Here is a 20169-nt window from a genome sequence, read left to right on the forward strand (position 1 = left end):
GTTAGCATTGCATAACTTCACTGTCGAGTCGCTGCGCGCAGGCTCTTCGGCCGGATATCCGACCAGTTCTGCTCGACGAACTCCGCACAGTCCGCGCGGCTCGCCACGCCGAACGCGACCTGCCAGCCGCTGGGGATCTCGGCGAAGGCCGGCCACAGGCTGTGCTGCTCCTCGTCATTGACCAGGACATAGAAGCGGCCGTCCTCATCGTCAAATGGATTGGTACTCAACGTTCCTCCTGTTCGTTTGGGTCAACTGCGCGCCGGGGCGGGCGCCGAGGATGCGATCGGACAGCAGCCCCAGGCAGCTCAGATTGGGAAATCCGGGACCCTGATTGAGCCCGGAAAGGTTGGGTAAGAACAATTTCGGCGACACTCCGCTCAGCGCCAAGTCGTCGCCGATCGCCTGCTGCAGCCGGTCGCTGGTCAGCGGCCCGTTCAGCCTTATCTCGAGCAGATCCAGGGCGTCTTGAGCCAGCAGCGGCAGAAACCACAGCGAGTCCGCACCCGAGCCGTCGATGACGAGGTCGAATCCGTGCACCGTTTCCAGCCGCTCACCGTGCCGGTCGGTCTGCAGCGTGATGCGGATCCGGCCATCGGCGGCGATACCGTGCGCGACCCGGCCGCGCAGATGCCGAATCCGGTCGTCGGCGAGTAGTGAATCCTGGACGCGCGCGGAGAACACCCCTCGGTCGGTGCGTGCCATCACGTCACGCCGCTCGGCCGGGGTCAGTCCGACCCACTCCGTCGGATCGCTGAACATCCGGTTCTCGAAGAAGCTCTCACCCCGGGTGAACAGCGTCGCCTGCGGCGAGATCACCGTGATCGTCGACACCCGGTGCCCGAACAGCTCGTTGAGCATCGAGGCAGCTGTCTCACCACCGCCGATCACCGCGACCCGCTCGGCGTCGATCCGTTCTTTCGACGCCGACAGCTCCCAGAACTGGGCGATCGAGAGGACTTGCGGATGGCCGGGCAACACCGAGCGGCCGGGCTGGCCGGGGCCGGTGATCATCACCGCGTCTGCCTCGATTGCGCCGCCACCGGTGTGCAACACCCACGACCGGCCGTCGAGCGACATCCGGATGACCTCGCCGTCAACGACATTCAGTCCGACGGTGTCGGCCACCCAGCGCAGGTAGTTCGCCCAGGTCTCGTGGGTCGGTGCGGGCTTGCCGCGGTCGACCCACTCCGCGAAGCGTCCGGTGCCCACCAGGTAGGACTGCCAGCTCAGCCGCATCATCCGCTGGTCGAGTTCGCCGTTGCGGCCGGGCAGGATCATCGACCGGTATGGGAACCCGACGTCCTTCTCCGGGCTGGTGCCCAGCCGGTGCTGGCCGTCGGTCCACCCGCCGCCGGCGCGCCAGTTCGCTGCGACCGCCGTGCGCTCGACAGCCACGATTTCCGGTGTGGCGACGCCCATCTCGCGCAGCATCGCCGCTTTCGCGGCCACCGCCACCGCCTTGGCTCCGGCGCCGAGAACAGCCAACCGCCGTATCACGATGTAACCCCCGCCAACTCTTGCAGGATGTCGGCCCACATCTGCTGCAGCGCAGCGACATCGGTCGCGCTGAAGATGTCGGGCAGAGTTCGCCACTGGGTGACCAGCTTTCCGCCGGCGACGGCGGCAACGAGGGTCAGTTCATGCCGCACCGCGACGTTCGGTTCGGTCATGATCGACAGACGGGCGAGCAGACCGCGGTCCAGCAGTGCTCCGGCATCGAGGTCGAGCCTGCCGAGGTAGTTCAGGAGTACCTGCGGACCAGGGAAACCTTGCAGCAGCTTCGCGGTGTCCGGCCTCAGGTAGCGCAGCGCGGCGTAATCGGTCGACCGACCGGGGATTTCGGGCATCGGGTGTCCTGGCCTGATTCGCAACGGATAGATGGCGCTCAGCAGGCCGACGGTGTCGTCCGCGCCCGCGCGGCCGTGAGTTTCCAACGCCAACAGCGGAACCGGGCTGACACCGCCGCGCCGCTCGCGCCAGCGAGTGATCAGCCGGGCACACGCATCGGCAAGGAGGTCTTGGACCGGCGTGCGTGCGCGTAGCAGTGCGCCGGTGACGTCGGCTTCGGTGACCGTGACGGTGATCGCGAGATCGGCGAACCGATCCGACTCGGGGCGTACTCGCCGGTTCCCCAATGCCGGGTCCTCGCCGTCGATCTGCGCGAGCCAGAAGTCGACGGTGTCGAGTGCGGACGCACGATCGGCGAGGCTGTGGGCCCACCGGCGATAGCTGACCTGTTCACCGCTGACGGAACCGAACTCGGCCGAGCCGGCTGCCGACCAGTTGGCCATCAACTCAGCCAGCACGACGCGCCAGGAGGCGGGATCCATCGCCAGAACGTGAACGACCAGCACGAGAACACCCGGCTCGTCCGGGCCGTGCAGCCACAGCGCCTCGGTCAGGTGGCCGGCCTCGGGATCGAGCCGTTCGATCGCGGCGGCTGCGTGCTCGGCGACGGCGTCACCGAGCTCGCCGGGGACCACCACCTCGACCAGCGGAATGGTGTCGCGACCGGCCGGGACGAACGTCATGGTCGCGCGGTCGAGGCGGCTGCGGTACATCTCGTGCCCGGCGGCGATCCCGTCCAGCAGACGACGTAGCCGTTCGGCGGACGCATCGGCGGGCAATCGGATCGCCTCAACCTGCGACAGGCGTCGCGGATCGCCGTGCTCATAGAGCCAGTGCACGGCAGGCAGTGCGGGGATCGGCCCCTGCGGCTCCGGCCCGGCAACCATTTCGTCGGCGGTGTCGCGATCGACTGCCGCTGCGAGTTCGCGGAGCGTGCCGCATTCCAGGACCAGTCGAGCGCGCAGTGACAGCCCATTGCTGCGCGCGAGCTGGACCAAGGACAGCGCGGCGATGCTGTCGAGCCCCAGCTCCAGCAAGTCGGCGTCGAGGTCGACGGCGGGAAGGCCCAGCAGCTCGGCGACGGCACGGCCAAGGACGATCTCGGTCGGCGTGCTCGGCGGCTCCGGAACCTCGTCGGGCGACACCGTGCCCGCCAGCGCGGCCTCGTCGACCTTGCCGTTGGCGGTCAGTGGGATCGCGTCGACCACGATCAGCCGGTGCGGAAGCATGTAGCGCGGCAACCTGTTCCGCAGCAGCGAGCGCAGTTCGGACACCGTCACGTCCCCGGCGATGTACGCGACCAGGCGGTGACCTGAGGTCTGCCCCTGAACCGCGACGTGTACGTGCCGCACCCCGGGCACCTCTTCCAGTACCGCCTCGATCTCGCCCAGCTCGACGCGATGCCCGCGGACCTGGATCTGCGCGTCGGCTCGGCCGACGAAGGCGAGCGCGCCGTCCTGATCCCGGCGTACCAGATCGCCGGTGCGGTACATCCGGGCGCCGCCTGGGGCAGCGACGAACCGCATCGCGGTCTCGGCCGGGCGACCGAGGTAACCCCTCGTCACCTGATCGCCGGCCAGATACAGTTCGCCCACCACACCGTCGGGAACGGGTTGCAGCCACGAGTCGAGGACGGCGGCGCGCGTCGATCGTGTCGGATAACCGATCACCGGTGTGTCGTGCTCGGCGATCGCGGCCACCACTGCCTCGACGGTCGTCTCGGTGGGGCCGTAGCAATTGTGGGCAGCCAATAGCGTTCCCGCGCAGGCTTTCCGGATATCGGTCCAGTCCCCCGCTCCGAGCGCTTCACCACCGAGCGCGAGCACCGAGAGCTGCCCCGAATTCAGCAGCCCGGCCTGACGCAAGCTGGTGAAGAGCGACGGGGTGACGTCGAGCATGTCGATGCCGTCTCGCTCGATGATCTCGACGAGCACCTCGGCATCCCTGCGGTCAGTTTCGGAGATGATGTGCACGGCGTGGCCGAACAGCAGTCCTGCCAGCGGTTGCCACGCGGCGTCGAATGCGAACGACCACGCGTGGCCAATGCGTAGCGGCCTGCCGAGGCGTTCGGCAGCCGGCATCAGCATCCGCTCGGCATGGTCGTCGATGTAGGCAAGCAATGCCGCATGAGTTCCGATGACACCCTTGGGTTCTCCTGTGGTGCCGGAAGTGAACACGGTGTAGGCGGCCTGGCCGGGATGGGTTGGCACGCAGAGGCGCGGCGCAGTTCGTGCGGCGGGCATCGTGGCGTCGTCGATGACGATGGCAGCCTCGGTTTGGGTGAGGATGGACTCCACCCGGCCCGCCGGCATCGCCGGGTCGAGCGGCACACACACGCCGCCTGCCTTGAGTACGGCGAGCATCGCCACCACGTAGTCAGCACCTCGCGGGAGTCGGATCGCGACCGGCGTCTCCGCGCGCACGCCACGATCGGCCAGGAACCCCGCGATCCTGGCCGATTGCTCGTTGAGCTCGTGATACGTCAGCTGGCCGCCATTCCATCGAAGAGCGACGGAATCGCGATGAACGACCGCGGTTTCGGCGAACCGCTCGGCTACCCCGGCCCCGACGGCGCCCGCGGGCACCTCGATCGGTGGTGCCTCACCCTCGAGCAGGATTCCGATCCCGCCCAGCGGCCGGTCCCACTCCTCGATGAGGCGGCGCATCGTCTGCAGCACCCGACGGCCGAGCGTCTCCGGCGACATCATCCCCAGCGCCTTGTCGGTGACCTCGACCAGTAGCGTCAGCTCGGCGGTGTTGCGGTAGGCGGCGACCGTCACCGGGAAGTGGGTGAGGCTCTCCATCGCTGCGGGCCGGAAGGTGACGTCGCCTGCGGAGAACTGTTGACCGCCGACCACGCCGCCGGGCGGAAAGCTTTCGTAGACCAGCAGGGTGTCGAACATCTCTCCGACGCCGGCCAGTGTGCGCAGCTGCGAGTGGCTCAAATAGCTGTGGTCGCGTAGTTCGGCCGCGTCGCGCTGCAGGGCCGAACAGTGCTGTCCAACAGTCCTGTTCGGGTCGAGACGGACACGCAACGGGAGGGTGTTGATGAACAGGCCCACCATGGTTTCCACACCGGCCAGCTCGGGTGGGCGACCGGACACGGTGACCCCGAAAACGATGTCGTCGCGGTCGGTCAGCCGGGCCAGGATCAGCGCCCAGGCCATCTGCATCACCGTGTTGAGGGTGACGCCCCGGGACCGGGCCGCGGCGGCCAGTCGTTCGGTATCGGCGGCGGGCAGCGACAGCTCGGTGCGCTTCGGCAGCCCCGAACCGCCACCACCAAGGGCCGGCGACAACAGTGTCGGCCCTGGCAGGTCGGCGAGATGCCTGCGCCAGAGGAGTTCCCCGGCCCGCGTGTCACGCTCGGTGAGCCAGCCGATGTAGTCCCGGTACAACCGTGGCGCCGGTAGCGCTTCGGGGGTGCCGCCGACTCGGTACAGGGTGAGCATCTCCCCGATGAACACCGGCAGTGACCACCCGTCGAGCACGATGTGGTGTGCGGTGACCACCAGTCGCCAACGCTGATCCGGCAGCTCGATGAGCAGGAACCGGATCAGCGGACCGTCGAGTAATGCGAAATGCCTGTCGCGTTCCCGTTGTTCGATATCGGCGGCCTGCCGATCATCGGTGGCCGAAAGATGCTGCCACGGCAGTTCGACTGTGGCGGGGATGACCTGGACGGGTTGCGGCAGATCCTGGTGCCAGAAGCTGGCCCGCAGGTTGGGGTGGCGCACCAGCATGGCTGCCGCGCAGTCGCGGAGCAGCGCGATGTCCAGTGGACCGGTCACGTCGGCCGTCATCGCGATGACGTAGGGGTCGTCGCCGTCCGGTCCGATCAGCGTGGCATGCGAGTACAGCCCGAGTTGCAGCGGCGAGAGGGCCAGGACGTCCTCGATGTCATCAATGTCCACGGCGTCGGTCACGACGGTCGGGCCTTCGACCACGACGACTTCAGGGCGGCCAGGTCGCCTGCCGACAGTCCCGACACGCTCATCGCCTCGCGCCGGGTGTCGGCGCGGCCGCCAGCCGGGTCGATGTGCCCGTCGTCGATCGCGGCGGCCAGCGACGCGACGGTGGGGTGGGCGAAGATCGTCCGGGGTTCGACCGCCAGGCCGGCCGCACGGATCCGCGCAGCGAGCTGCACCGAAAGGATGCTGTCCCCGCCGAGTGCGAAAAAGTCGTCGTCTCTGCCCATCTCGACCACGTCCAGCAGCTGCTCCATTGCTGTGGCGACAGCCCGTTCGGTGTCGGTTCGAGCCGGCTCACTCGCACCGGTGGTGTGCACCTCGGGGCGTGGCAGCGCAGGCCGGTTCAGCTTCCCGGATTCGGTCGCGGGCATCACGTCGAGCACCGAGATCGTCGCCGGTGTCATGTAGCCCGGCAACGCCGCAGCCACCGATGCACGCACCGAGGCGGCGAACGCCGCGGGATCGTCCACCGGCTCGCGCGGTACGACGTAGCCGGCCAGCGACGCGCCGCTGGATCCGTCCCAGGTTCGCGCGGCGGCGACAGCGACACCCTCGGCTGCCTTCAGAGCGGCCTCGACCTCGGCGAGTTCTACCCGGAACCCCCGCACCTTCACCTGGTGGTCGGTACGGCCGACAAACTCGAGATGGCCGTCCTCGGTCCACCGTCCCCGATCGCCGCTGCGGTAGAACCGCGACCCCGGTTCGGCCGCATAGGGATTCGCGACGAACCTCGACGCGGTCAGCGCGGGCTGCTTCCAGTACCCACGCGCGATCTGCTCGCCGGCGTAATAGAGCTCGCCCACGACACCGACCGGCACGGGTTGCAGCGCCTCGTCGAGCAGGTAGACCTGTGACCCCTCCATCGGCGTGCCGATCTTGGGGACGGGCAGATCCAGCGGTCCGCGGATCAACGCGCCCGAGGTTTCGGTGGCGCCGATCGCGTTGAGCAGCTCGATGTTTCGCGTCGCCCCGTCGCCCACACAGGAGGCCAGACGTTCCAGCAGCGAGACGTTCACCGGCTCGCCACAGGTCACCAGCCTGCGCAACGCACGCACGGCGTTCGGTGCGCTGTCGACAAGCGCGGACACCAGGCTGGCGACACCGGTGACCTGAGCAACGGAATGCCGCTCGATCAACCCCGCGATGGCCTCGGCGTCGCGGTGCTCGGCGTCGTCGGCGATGATCAGTGTCGCGCCGGCCGCGAGCCCGGCCAGCGTCTCGATGCACCCCTCCAGAAAGGTCATCGGCGCCTGCGCGAGCCGGATGTCGTGTCCCGGAACCGGATAGTGCTTGAGCTGCCAGGTCAATCTGGTGCTCATCGCCCGATGGGTGCCGACGACACCCTTCGGTTTCCCGGTGGAGCCCGACGTGAACATCAGGTACATCGGGTCGTCGGGGTGCGGCTGGGCCAAGGCGGCGACGGGATCAGTGGACACCAGCTCGGCACGGACCGCCGGATCGTCCATCGAGATCACCGTGACCCCGTCGGCGGGCGGCATCGACGCGCCGGCCTCTGCGGTGACGACGACGACGGCGGGTTGGACGTCGTCGAGCATGAACTGCTTGCGCGCGACGGGATAGGTGGGGTCCAGCGGGAAGAATCCAGCACCAGCTTTCATGATGCCGACGAGCGCGACCACCAGATCGATCCCGCGGCGCATCGACATGCCGACGAGGGATCCCGGGCCGACGCCATGGCGCGCCAGAAGCTGGGCGAAGCGATCCGAACGGTGATGCAGCGCAGCGTAATCGAGCTCATCGCCAGCACACCGCAGCGCGACCCGGTCCTGACCCAACGCCCGGCCGGCCTCGAGCAGTCCCGGAACGGTGCGCGGCCGGTCGACCGGCGATTCGATTCCTCGGCTCTGCGCGAGCACCTGCTGCCGCTCGGAGGCGCCGAGCAGGTCGACATCACGCAGCCGGACATCAGGATCGGCGGCGAACGCTGCGATGACCTGGCCGAGCCAACCCGCGAAGCGTTCCATCGTCGACGGGTGGTACAGCTCGGTGCGGTAGATCACGTGTCCGCGATAGCCGTCGTCACCGACGAAGAAGTTCACGCTCAGGTCGGCGTGGGCCACGTCGAAAGTCGGTTCCAGGGCGGTGAATCGGGTGTCGCCGTCCGGGCCGGCTTCGATCAGCTGGTTTTCCGGGAGCTCCTCTCGAACGTGGACGACCACCTGGAAGAGCGGGTTGCGGGATAGCGAGCGCACCGGGTTGACCGCATCGACCACGCGGTCGAACGGGAGATCTTGGTTGGCGTAGGCCGCCAGCGCCATCTCCCGCGAGCGCAGCAGGACCTCACGCAGCGTTGGATTACCCGACAGATCGTTGCGCAGCACCAGGATGTTGACGAAAAAGCCGACCAGCCGGTCCAGTTCGGTGTCGGTGCGGCCCGCAACCGGTGTGCCCAGCGGGATGTCGTGACCACCACCGGCTTTGCTCAGGACGACGGCGACGGCGGCTTGCAGCAGCATGAACTCGGTGATCCCGAGCTCGCGGCTCAGCGCGGTGAGCCGTTCTCGCACGGCGGCGTCGAAGTGCAGCGGGATGGCCGCACCGGCGCCACCGGCCATCGGCGGCCGGGGCAGGTCCGGGCGCAGGCCGGTGTCCTCGGGAAGTGAGTCGAGCTGTCGCACCCAGAACTGCCGTTGGGCATCCATCAGCCCGGTGTCGGAGAGCAACTGGATCTGCCACGCGGCGTAGTCGCGGTACTGGATCGGCAGCGGCTGCCAGGACGGCTCGCCGCCCTCCCGTCGCGCCCGGTACGCGGTGAGAACGTCGGTGAACAGCACCCCGGCCGACCAATGGTCGGCGGCGATGTGATGCACGACCATCGACAGGACACATTCGCCGGGGGTGCGAAGTACGGCCACGCGGATCGGCAGTTGGGTTTCGAGTTCGAACCGATGTGCCCGCTCGGCATCCAGTTGCGTTGTCAGCCACTCATTGTCGGGCCCGTCGAGCCGCCGGACCGCAGCGCTGTCGCCGGCGTTGACAACCTGATGGGGGACCCCGTCGATCTCACGGTAGACGGTGCGCAGGATCTCGTGCCTGCCGATCACGTCTCCGACGGCGGCAGCCAGTGCGTCGGGATCACAGGGGCCGGTCAGACGCGCAGCGAACGGGATGTTGTTCACCGGGCTGGGTCCGTCGACACGGTACTGGAACCAGCTTCGCAGCTGGGCGGCTGACAGCGGTGCGCTCTCCGGGTCGCCCCCGGCGGCGACCAGCGGCGGCCGGGTGGACGGTGCCTGACGGTCGCGGCGCCCGTCGATCACCGCGGCGAGCTCACCGACGCTGCCGGTTTCGAAGATGTCGCGGACGCTAACCTCGACGCCGCAGGCTTCACGGATCCCGGCGACCAGTTTGGTCGCGAGCAGTGAGTGCCCGCCGAGTGCGAAGAACGAGTCGTCACAACCCACCTCGCCGGCACCGAGTAACCGGGCGAACAGAGCGGCGACGGTGCGCTCGGTCTCGGTGACCGGTGCGCGGTAGTCGACCACCGGCCCGATCTCGGGCGCCGGAAGGGCTGCCCGATCCAGTTTTCCGTTGGCGGTGACCGGGATCTCGTCGACGACGACGTAGGCCGCCGGGATCATATAGTCCGGCAACGCGGCGGCGACCCGGACTCTGATCCGCTCGACGTCCACGACATCGCCGGCCGCCGGCGCCACGTAGGCAACCAGACTCTTACCGAGCTGGGGCAGGTCGGCGGCGACCACGACCGCAGTCCCGACACTCGGATCCACGGTGACGGCCGCGGCTACCTCGCCGAGTTCGATGCGGAAGCCGCGGATCTTGACCTGTTCGTCGGCGCGGCCGACGAACTCGAGGTCGCCGTCGCGGTTTCGCCGGGCCAGGTCGCCCGAACGGTAGAGCCGACCGCCGGGAGTGAAGGGGTCGGCGACGAAACGCTCCGCGGTCAGCGCAGGCCTGTTGTGGTAGCCGTGCGCCAGTTGCGTCCCACCGATGTAGATCTCGCCGATCACATCGGTCGGCACCGGCCGCAACGCGTCATCCAACAGGTGGATCGCGGTGTTGATCTTGGGTGTGCCGATCGGGACCACCCGGGCGCCCTGCCTGCCCTCGACCTTGTAGCGGGAGGCGTTGATGACCGTCTCGGTCGGCCCGTAGAAGTTGTGCAGCAGCGCGTCGAAGGTCGCGTGGAACTTGTCAGCCAATTCACCGGGCAGCGCTTCGCCGCCGATCGGCACCCGCCGCAGGCTGCGCCACTGCTCGACGCCGGGCAACGACAGGAACAGCCCGAGCAGCGACGGCACAAAGTGCATCGACGTGATGGCCTCGCGCTGCAGCAGATCGGTGAGATAGCCGATGTCCCGCAGTCCGTCGCTGCGCGGGATCACCAGGCGGGCGCCGTGGGCCAGCATCCCGAAGATCTCACCGATCGACACGTCGAAGCTCGGTGAGGCCACCTGCAGGAGACGGTCGTCGGGACCGATCTGGTACTCGTCGGCGAACCACCGGAAGTAGTCGGCGACGGGACGATGCGGTACCGGCACCCCTTTGGGCAGACCGGTCGACCCCGAGGTGTAGATCAGGTAGGCGGTGTTGGCCGGACCGAACGGGCGCACCAGATCCGACGGACCGGGATCGTGATCGGGGAAGTCCTCGATTCCGATGATGGGCTGGCGGATCACCATTTTGGGATCGGCGTCGCCGAGGATGTAGGTGATGCGGTCGGCGGGATACTCGGGATCGACCGGCAGATAGACCGCGCCCGCCTTGGCGATACCCAGCGCGGTGACGACCAGCTCCGGTGACTTGTCCAGCAGCACCGCGACACGATCTTCGGCGCCGATGCCCTGGCAGGCAAGCCAGTGCGCGTGCCGGTTGGCCGCCGCGTTGAGCTCACGATAGGTGTAGTGGCGGCCCTCGTAGACGACGGCGGTCGCATCCGGCCGGCGGACAGCCTGCTCGGCCACCAGGTCACCGAGTGTCATCGGTGGGCAGGCGTAGTCCTCACCCCGGGACATCTCGAACAACCGCGTGGTGTCCGCCTCGTCGATTACGGCCAGATCGGCCAGCACCCGATCCGGATGGGACAGCGCGTCCTCGAGCAGAACGACGAAACTCCGCAGCATCTGTTCGGCCAAGTCCGCGTCGATGACCTCGGTGAGGTATTCGACCTCCACTTCTGCTTCACCGCCGGCGAACTCGACCATGATTCCCAGCGGGAGTTGGGCGAACTGACCCCGGAATTCGGCACGCCGGCACGTTATGCCGCCCGGTTGAAAGCCGTCCCCGTCCGGATGACGCACACCGAAGCTCACCCGCGCCATCCGTTCGACACCGTAGCGGCGGTCCGGGTTCAGCTCGCGGACCACCCGGTCGAGGTTGACCCGCTGATGCGCGAAGGCGCCCACCGCGGCATCACGCGCGGCGCCGACCAGATCACCGAAGGTGCTCCAGCGGTTCGGCAGCATGCGCAGCGCCACGGTATTGCCGTAGTAGCCGATGACGTCATCGGAACTGCGGTTGAGAACCGGTGTGGCGACCAGGAAGTCGTCGGCGTGTGTATAGCGCTGCATCAACGCCGAGAACGCCGCCAGCAGAACCATGTAGGGCGTCGCGCCGTTGTCGTGCGCCAGCGTGATCACCGCGTCCACGGTGCGGGAGTCCAATCGAGTGGCGCGCCGGTCGGCCCGCCATTCGGTGGGAACCGCGGATCCCCGGGGGCCGGGCAGTTCCAGCGGCTCGGGTGGGTCGGTGAGAAGTGCGCGCCAATATTCCACGTCGGCGTCGTCGCTGCCGGATGCGGGTGCTCCGGGCGGGGGTGCCGGCGGGAGGTCGCCGCCGCGGTAGGCGGTGCTGAGGTCGGCGAAAAACACCCGCCACGAGGCGTCGTCCCAGGCGATGTGGTGTGCCGTCAGCAGCAGTACGTGCTCATCGGAACCAGTGCGGGCCACTGTGATCCGCAGTGGCGACTCAGTAGCGAGGTCGAAGGGCGCTGTGAACGTACGCTGCGCGAGAACTTCCAGGCGCAGTCCGCGGGCTTGCGCGCCGAGCTCACGGAGGTCGTGCTCGGCCCAGCCGGGGGCGAGTTCAGCGTGGACGGTCGGGCGCGGTTCACCGTCGGCATCCGTCTGGTAGGTCGTGCGCAGGATCGGATGGCGTGCGGCGACGGCATTGACGGCCGCACGCAGTCGGGTCGAGTCGAGTTCACCGCTCAGCTGGTACGACACACAGACGTTCAGCAGCGCGCCAGTGCTGTCGATGGAGTGCACGAACCACATCCGGCGCTGACCGTCGGTCATCGCGGCAGGATCCGCCGACGTGGACGGTTCGGTCAGCAATCCTCGTTCGGACAGCTTCTGGCGCAACAACTCCAGCCGTTGTTGGTCGAACGGGTCGGTGAGGGTGTCAGTCATCAGATCTCCGGGTGAGCGCCAAGGCGACCTCGGCGGTGTCCATGAGGGCCACTTCGAGGTACAGCTCGGCGATGGCGTCGAGCCGGTCGGCAGGCTCCAGCTCGCCGAGCCGCCGGGCCAAGGCTTCTACGGTGCGGGTGGCGAAGATGTCCGCGACGCTGACATCCGTGGCGTCCAATCGTTGCCGAATCCGTGCCACGAGCGTGGTGGCCAGCACGGAATCGCCGCCGAGGGCGAAGAAGTCGTCGTCGGCGCCCACCGCGGCCATGCCGAGGACGTCGGCGACGATCGCCGCCAGCGCCCACTGGACCGGACCCGTCGGACGACGATGTCCGGTTCCGGCATCCGCTCGTTCGGTGAGCCGTCGGGCGACGGTGTGGCGATCGACCTTTCCCCCGACGGAGTAGGGGATCCGGTCGAACACCTCGATGTGCCGCGGAACCATATGAGCGGGAAGGTCTTTGGCGATCCACATGTGAAGAGAGTCCAGGCTCGTCCCGGCCGCCAGCTGCACGGCGGCCGCCAGCCGGTCCGCGGACTCGGTGCGCCCGGGGACGGTCACCGCAACCGCACCCAGCACGCCGGGCACCCGATGCAGCGCCGCTTCCACCTCACCGAGCTCGACGCGGTAGCCACTGAGCTTCACCCGGTGATCGGCGCGCCCGACGAATTCGCAGGTCCCGTCCGGCCAGAACCGGGCCAGATCACCCGTGCGATACCAGCGCACCCCGTCGTGTTCGACGAATCGCTCCGCGGTCAGCTCCGGCCGGCCGCGATACCCCCGGGCAAGTCCCCGCCCCCCGATCCACAGCTCCCCGACCACCCAGTCCGGGCAGTCCGCACCGCCGGCACCGACGACGCGGCATCGGTTGTTCGGCAACGGCTTCCCGAACGGTATCGCGGTCCAGTGTTCGGGGACGGCGGCCACCTCGCAGATGGTGTTGTGGATCGCGGTCTCGGTGGCCCCGCCCAGTCCGGCGAACCGTACGTCGGGAGCCCGGTCGCGCAACCGGCGCGCCATCGCCGGGGTGACCCAGTCACCCCCGGTCGGTACCACCCGTACCGTCGGCAGCGGGCCGGCGACGTCGAGCAGCATCGCCAGCCAGCCCGGTAGGAAGTGCAGGACCGTGACCCCGTGCCGTTGGATGAGCCGCACCCAGTGGTCGGGGTCGCGGCGGTGTTCCTCGTCGACCACGACGATCGCGCCGCCGGTGCCCAGAGTGGCGAACACATCCAGCACCGAGATGTCGCACTCGAGTGTGGACAGCGCCAGGCACCGGTCCTGCGGCCCGAGCCCGAAATGGCCGGCGATGAACTCCACGGTGTTCATCGCGGCGTCGTGGGACACCTCGACCCCCTTGGGCTCGCCGGTCGAACCCGAGGTGAACAGTACATAGGCCAGACGGTCGGGATCCCCTGTGAAAGGCGGTGATTCGCAGCCGCCACCGCGCGTCACCGCCTCGGCCACCGTCAGGCACGGAACCGGCACGTCCGGCAGCGCGCCGCCGCAGGCCAGCGCCATGTCGACCGCCCCGCTCGTGAGGATGCGCCGGGCCCGTTCGGCAGGCTGGTCGATGCCGATCGGTAGGTACACCCCGCCCGCCGCGTGGATACCCAGCAGCGCCGGGATCTGTTCGGCCGTTTTGGGCCCCAGCACCGCGACGGTGCCGCCGTCCGGAAGTCCCGCGGCCCGCAGCGCACCGGCCACTGCCAGCGCCTGTCGGCGCAGGTCCTCATACGTCAGGTCGCCCATGCTGCTGAACACCGCAGGCGCATCGGGTTGACGCGATGCGAGGTCGAAGAAGCCGTCGTGCAACATCTTTCCGCTCGATGCGGCGCTGGTGTTCACCGCTTCCCGCGCGGCGCGCTGCGACGGGGGGAGGAGCTCGCCGCGCCCGCTGTCCCAGGCGTCGTCCTCGCGCGCCAGGCGCTGCACTTCGTCGATGTGGTGGGCGAACATCGCGTCGATGACGCCGGGCCGGAACGCACTCTCCCGGACATCCCAGTTGAGCAGGATGCCGCCGGCGAATTCGGTCACCTGGGCGTCGAGCAGGACCTGCGGCCCCTGGGAGATGATCCAGTCCGGGGTGCCGAATTGCGTTGTCACATCGGCAGAGAACAGCTCGCCGAGGCCGAGGGCGCTGGTGAACACGACCGGCGCGAGCGCCTGCGTTCCGCGATGACGGCTGATGTCCCGCAACACCGACAATCCTGGATACGACGCGTGCGCCGCCGCTTCGTGCATCGTGTGCTGCAGTGCCTTTGCCCGCCGGCTCGGGGTGTCGGCGGTCGCGAGGTCGACATCGAGCAGCAACGACGAGGTGAAGTCGCCGACCACATCGTCGATGTCAGGGTGCAGCGGTTCGCGGCCGAACAGCGGGACGTTGAGCAAAAAGCGCGAGTCCGTCGACCAGCCGCCCACCGTGTCGGCGAACGAGGCCGCCAGCGTCATCGCCGGTGTCACGCCATGTCGGCGGGCGCGGTCGAAAAGCCCGTCGCGGGTGTGGGGGTCCAGCCAATGCCAGCGGCGGCCGGGACGGTGCGGGTCCGTCTGCTCAGCGGCGGGTACCACCGGTAGCGCAGGGGCATCGGGCAGCTCCGGCACCCGGTCCGACCACCACTGACGGTCGGCGTCGTACCGATCCGGTAGCGAAAGTTGTTGACGGTATTGCTGATACGTGTAGCCGATGTCGGTGAGCGTGTCCCCGCGATACAGCACGGCCAGATCGGTCATCAGCGCTCGGTAGCTCATCGCATCCGCCGCTTGCATGTCCAGGTCGACATGCAGCCTGCTGCGCCCGCCGGGCAGAAGGGTCAGCGTGAGTTCGAAGACCTGGCCATCGAGCTGTTGCCGCGACTTCTCCGACCGGATCGCGGCCAGCCGCCGCTCGACGTCGTCGGACTCACGCAGGTCGACGACGTCGACCGGGAAGCCTGCCGGTGGGACGCCGATGCGCTGGGTGCCGTCGGGCAAGAACTGCACGCGCAGCATGGGATGGCGGGCCGCCAGCTGGGTGGCCGCCCGACGGATCCGCTCGGGGTCCAGCGCGTCACCGTCGAACTCCACGTAGAGGTGGCCGGCCACGCCGCCGAGTTGTTGATCGGCGTGCCTGCCGACCCACATCGCGTGCTGCATCGGCGCCATCGGGAACGGCTCACCGTCGGCCGGTTGTGATTGTGCAGGAACAGGATTCGCCGGCCGGGTTGTGGTCAGCAGCTCGGTCCAGGCACGGACCGACGGGGCGGCGGCCAGCCGGGCGAAGTCGACGTCGAATCCCGCGCGGCGCCAGCGTCCGGCCAGCGACATCATGCGTATCGAGTCCAGACCCTGCGCGATCAGGTCGCCGTCCGGGTCGATGTCGGTGTGGTCGACGCCGAGTACCTCGGCGATCCGGTCGGTGATCATGGCCGCTTCAGACGCGGTCACTGTCGCCTCCCTACCTCAGAACAGCCTCACCTAACTTTGGGAAGGCTACCCTATGCTTGCTCGGCAGAGATGCCTACGTCAGGGAGCGCAATGAGCGGATTCACCCCCTTCCCCCCGGACCGCGCCAACCGCTATCGCGACTCGGGATACTGGGGCGGCCGGCCCCTCGACGAGATCTTGCGGACGGCGGCGACGCACTGGCCCGACCGGCAGGCGATCGTCGACGACTCGACTCACTTCACCTACGCCGAGCTGGACCGCCGAGCCGACGCCGCCGCTGCCGGGCTGTCCGCGCTGGGCATCGGGCCGGGGCACAGCGTGTTGGTTCAGTTGCCCAACAGCTGCCAGTTCGCGATCGCGCTGTTCGGTCTGCTGCGCGCCGGCGCGCTGCCCGTGCTCTGCCTGCCCGGCCATCGAGACGCGGAGCTGGCGCACTTCCTCGACGTCAGTGGCGCGGTCGGAATCATCGTGGGCAGCGACCCCGCGTTCGACTATCGGGCGATGGCCGAGCGGCTTGCGCAGCGCCCCAACCAATTGCGGCACATCATCATCGACGGTGCCGCGGGTCCGCACATCACGTGGTCCCAGCTGTGCGAGGGCAACGAAAGGGCGCCGCGGCTGCAGCCCGACCCCAGCAGTCCAGCCCTGCTGCTGGTGTCCGGTGGCACGACAGGCGCCCCGAAACTGATCCCCCGTACGCACGACGATTACGTCTACAACGCCACGGCCAGTGCCGCGCTGTGCCGGCTGACGAACGACGACGTCTACCTGGTCGCGCTGCCCGCCGGCCACAACTTTCCACTGGCGTGCCCCGGCCTGCTCGGCGCGATGAGCGTGGGTGCCACCGTGGTATTCGGCCGAGACCCCAGCCCGGAAGCGGCGTTCGCCACCATCGCCCGCCACGGTGTCACGGCCACTGCACTGGTCCCCGCGCTGGCCCGGTTGTGGGCGCAAGCCTGCGAATGGGAGGAGCAGCCCCCCACCACGCTGCGGCTGCTCCAGGTCGGCGGCGCCAAGCTGGCCGCGGACGATGCCGGCCATATCAGGTCCGTGCTCACCCCTGGCCTGCAGCAGGTGTTCGGGATGGCCGAAGGGCTGTTGTGCTACACCAGGATTGGGGATCCCCCGGAGATCGTCGACCATACCCAGGGCAGACCGCTGGCCGACGACGACGAGGTGCACATCGTCGACGATGCCGGTGCCCCGGTCCCCGACGGTGAGCCGGGAGAGCTTTTGGTGCGCGGGCCGTACACCATCAACGGGTACTTCCGGGCGGAGGCCGAGAACCACCGTTCGTTCACCCCGAACGGCTTCTACCGCAGTGGCGACAAGGTCCGCCGGTTCGCCAACGGGTATCTGGAGGTGACCGGCAGAGTCAAGGACGTCATTGTTCGTGGCGGCGAGACCGTGGCCGCACTGGATCTCGAAAGCCATCTGCTGACCCATCCGCGTATCGCGGCCGCCGCCGCGGTCGGCCTGCCCGATCCTTACCTGGGCGAGAAAATCTGTGCGGCAGTTGTTTTCCGCGGCAGCCCGGTTGCGCTACCCGAGCTCAACGAGCATCTCGACGCCCGCGGCGTCGCTGTGCACTGCCGCCCGGACATGATCGCTCCGATGTCCACGTTGCCGACGACAGCGGTGGGCAAAGTCGACAAGCGTTCCATCGTCGCGCAGTTGACCGGCTGAGCCGGCTCACTGCACGACGAGGTAGGGCGCCAGACAGGCCATCTTCTCGCAGGTCTCCTCGAACTCCCGCTCGGGCGTCGAGGCGGCGATGATGCCCGCACCGGCGCGCAGCCAGGTCCGGGACTCGGCTTCGTACACCGCACGCAGCGCCAGCGCGGCGTCCATCCCGCCGTCGGGGGTGAACATCGCGACCGCACCGGAATACAGCCCGCGCGGCATCTCGTCGAGGCGCAGAATGGCCTCGACCCCGGGCCCTTTCGGGATTCCCGATGCTGTCACGGCGGGAAAGAGCGCCTCCAGCGCGTCCATCCGATTGCGGGTGGGAAGCAATGTGCCACCGACGGTCGAGCCCAGGTGCTGAACACTGCCCCGCTCCCGCACTGTCATGAAGTCGGTGACCGCGACACTGCCGGGCTCGGCGACCTCGGCGATCTCGTCCTGAGAGGTTCGCACCGACAGCGCGTGCTCGACGATCTCCTTGGCGTCGGATTCCAGATCATCCCGGGCCGCCCGGTCGTCGTTGGGTCCGCGCCCGAACGCCCTCGTGCCGGCCAGGGGTTCGGTCACCACGGCGCCGTCACTGCGCACCGCTGCCACCAGTTCGGGACTGAACCCCAGAGCGCGAATCCCGCCATGCCGCAGCAGAAATGATCGGGCCGGGGTGTTGTGTCTGCGTCCCAGGCGGTAGGTCGCCGGGAAGTCAACGGGGAACGGCACGTCGATGGCTCGGGACAGGATGACCTTCTGGTAGCGCCCGCCCCGGATCTCGGCGACCGCAGTCGCGACACGATCCCGATACCTCGTGGGGTCGGCGGTCACATCCACCGCGCCCACCCGCGCGTCGCGGCGGTCCGGCTGCAACGCACAGATCGCCGCATCGAGCTCCTCGTCGCCGTTGACCGTCTGGATTCCGTCATCCGAGACGATGACCCGGCTGCGCGGGGTGAAGATGCGGGCCAGCGGTGCATCCAACGGAAGCTTGTCGAACAAACCGTGACGGTGCGCGCCGAATTCGAAAGCGATCCAGCCGAATGCGGGCTCACCATCGACCGACGTGGACTCGAGCGCGGCCGCAAGTACCTGTGCCGGACGTCCGCTCCATGGGTGGGCGAGCACAGTCTGTCCATCGCGGATGCGGCATTCGTCGCGATCGAGCTCGACGGATGTGCGCGTGCCGATCGCCAGTGTCCAGCGGCCGTGCTGCTCGTAGATGAGGTAGTCGTCCCCGGTCCGTTCGGGAACGGCGGCTGCCAGCTGGGCGACCACGTCGGCCGGTGTCATGCCCTTCGGAGTCGCGGTGCGGCAGGCCGCCTCGATCGGTGCTGCGGTCACGTCGGTCATGTCGACAGTCCTCACTGGAAAAGCCGGGCCCCCGATGTGGGGGCCCGGCCCTTCATAGGTGTTACTTGGCGTCCGACGAACTCGACGACGAGCTCGAGGACGAGGCCTTGCCGCGCGGACTGCGGGCACTGCCTGCGGTCGACTTCTTGCCGCCGGTGGCCTTGCCCGCCGAGCCGGTGTCGCCGCTCGCCTTCGTCGACGACGTAGCCGTCTTCTTCGCGGTCTTGCCGGCCGCGGCCGGTACCGAAACCTCGGTCTTGGCAACGGTTTCCGCGGCCTCGGTGGTCGTGGTGTCGGTCGAGCTCGCCGCCGAGGTCACCGTGGATCCCTCGGTCGAGGTCGCGGCGACCTCAGCCGTGCCGGCCGTCACTGCCTTCGTCTGCGCCGGTTCCGCTGCCGCGGCCACCGCCGTCGCCGCCGGGGTGCTGCTGGCCGTGGTCGGGGTGACCGGGGTGATGGCCTTGGCGATCGCCTGCGGGATGGAGACCAGCAGCCGGCCCAGCAGGCCGATCGACGGACCGGTCACGGTCACACCGTTGGCCGGGTCGGTCGGGGGTGCCACCGGGATGAAGGTCAGCAGAGCCGGGAACGGCGCGGCGGACTTCGGGTTGTTCCAGCCGTTGAGCACGGCGTTGACGAACAGGCCCGGGGTGTTGACCACGGTGTTGATCGCCCCCACCGCGTCGCCGGCAGAGACGGACTGGACCAGACCACCGACGATGTCTCCCGCGGTGGCCAACACGCTCAGCGCCGCGCCATAGACCGGCTGGAAGATGCCGTTGACCAGAGTGGTGCTGCTGAAGATCGCGCCGACGGCATTCGCAAAGTTCTGCGCGATCTGTTGGGGAATACCGGGATTCGGCACCGTGCTGCCGCGAGGGGTGTAGGTCAGCAGAGCATTGTAGATCGGCGTGATTGTCGCCAGCGCGCCGTACAGTACGAAACTGCTCAACTGGTTCACGATTTCAGCGTTGTTGCCCTGCTCGATGGCGACCTTGAGGTTCGCCAGGAACGTCCCGCCGCGACCCGCCATGTAGGTCTCCCAGTTGACCGGAATGCCACCGATGGCGGTGCCGATCTCGGTGGCGTAGCCGAGCTGGTTGCGGGCGACCTGCGACAGAACGGGCAGCGGATCGGCCGCGATCGCCTGGGTCAGTGCCGCGATGTTGGTGACCGTGTTGGTCACGATCTGCGGGTAGATGGTCAACGGTGAGGCGGTGACCGAGAGGCCGGTCAGCTCGACCGCCTGGATCGCCCGTCGCTGGATTTCGTCGGGCAGTGACTGGGTGGCCGGACCGGCGACCAGAGCGCCCGCGGTGATCATCGCCGCACCGGCGATGGTGAATCTGCTGGCGCGGCGCGCCGAGATTGCCGGGCTGGCAACAAGATCAGCCCCCGAATAGTTGACAGCGGCGTGCACGAAATCTCCTTCTGCAAGATATTGACGAGTAAGTATCGCCGTCGGAGATTAGCTAAGACTTACCTAAGTTTCAATAGGTAC

At 68.4% G+C, this 20169-nt stretch carries 8 protein-coding genes; 1 reads left to right on the forward strand and 7 read right to left on the reverse strand.

The features are described from left to right. Positions 1–17 precede the first annotated feature (17 nt). The 5 genes from BST42_RS04415 to BST42_RS04435 are packed head-to-tail and all read right to left on the reverse strand — an operon-like array spanning position 18 to position 15620. On the reverse strand, positions 18–230 hold the full coding sequence (locus BST42_RS04415; protein WP_083117364.1) for an MbtH family protein: 213 nt from the start codon (positions 228–230) through the stop codon (positions 18–20). Next, a complete protein-coding gene (gene mbtG / locus BST42_RS04420; protein WP_110918468.1) occupies positions 211–1500 on the reverse strand; it encodes an NADPH-dependent L-lysine N(6)-monooxygenase MbtG in 1290 nt (429 codons plus the stop codon). The genes BST42_RS04415 and mbtG overlap by 20 nt, the downstream gene beginning before the upstream one ends. Beyond that, on the reverse strand, positions 1497–5777 hold the full coding sequence (locus BST42_RS04425; RefSeq protein ID WP_083117860.1) for a non-ribosomal peptide synthetase: 4281 nt from the start codon (positions 5775–5777) through the stop codon (positions 1497–1499). The genes mbtG and BST42_RS04425 overlap by 4 nt, the downstream gene beginning before the upstream one ends. Next, entirely contained in the window at positions 5774–12214 is a 6441-nt protein-coding gene (locus BST42_RS04430; RefSeq protein ID WP_083117365.1) for a non-ribosomal peptide synthetase, read from the reverse strand. The genes BST42_RS04425 and BST42_RS04430 overlap by 4 nt, the downstream gene beginning before the upstream one ends. Further along, positions 12207–15620, reverse strand: a complete 3414-nt coding sequence (locus BST42_RS04435; RefSeq protein WP_083117366.1) for a non-ribosomal peptide synthetase — start codon at positions 15618–15620, stop codon at positions 12207–12209. The genes BST42_RS04430 and BST42_RS04435 overlap by 8 nt, the downstream gene beginning before the upstream one ends. Before the next feature lie 111 nt (positions 15621–15731). Between BST42_RS04435 and BST42_RS04440 the strand changes: the two genes are divergently transcribed. Beyond that, positions 15732–17327: a (2,3-dihydroxybenzoyl)adenylate synthase gene (locus BST42_RS04440; RefSeq protein ID WP_110918469.1), complete on the forward strand. Its 1596-nt coding sequence runs from the start codon at positions 15732–15734 to the stop codon at positions 17325–17327. 6 nt (positions 17328–17333) lie between these two features. On the opposite strand, the gene BST42_RS04445 is transcribed toward BST42_RS04440, so the two are convergent. Together BST42_RS04445 and BST42_RS04450 are read right to left on the reverse strand one after the other, a co-directional pair. Continuing rightward, complete coding sequence (locus tag BST42_RS04445) at positions 17334–18668, reverse strand: salicylate synthase (RefSeq protein ID WP_083117368.1); 1335 nt, start codon at positions 18666–18668, stop codon at positions 17334–17336. Between the two features lie 61 nt (positions 18669–18729). Beyond that, positions 18730–20088 carry a hypothetical protein gene (locus BST42_RS04450; protein WP_083117369.1) on the reverse strand — a complete coding sequence of 453 codons (1359 nt, stop codon included), beginning with the start codon at positions 20086–20088 and terminating at the stop codon, positions 18730–18732. Between the last annotated feature and the right edge of the window lie 81 nt (positions 20089–20169).

The sequence above is a fragment of the Mycolicibacterium rhodesiae genome (assembly GCF_002086695.1).
Classification (GTDB): Bacteria; Actinomycetota; Actinomycetes; order Mycobacteriales; family Mycobacteriaceae; genus Mycobacterium; species Mycobacterium rhodesiae.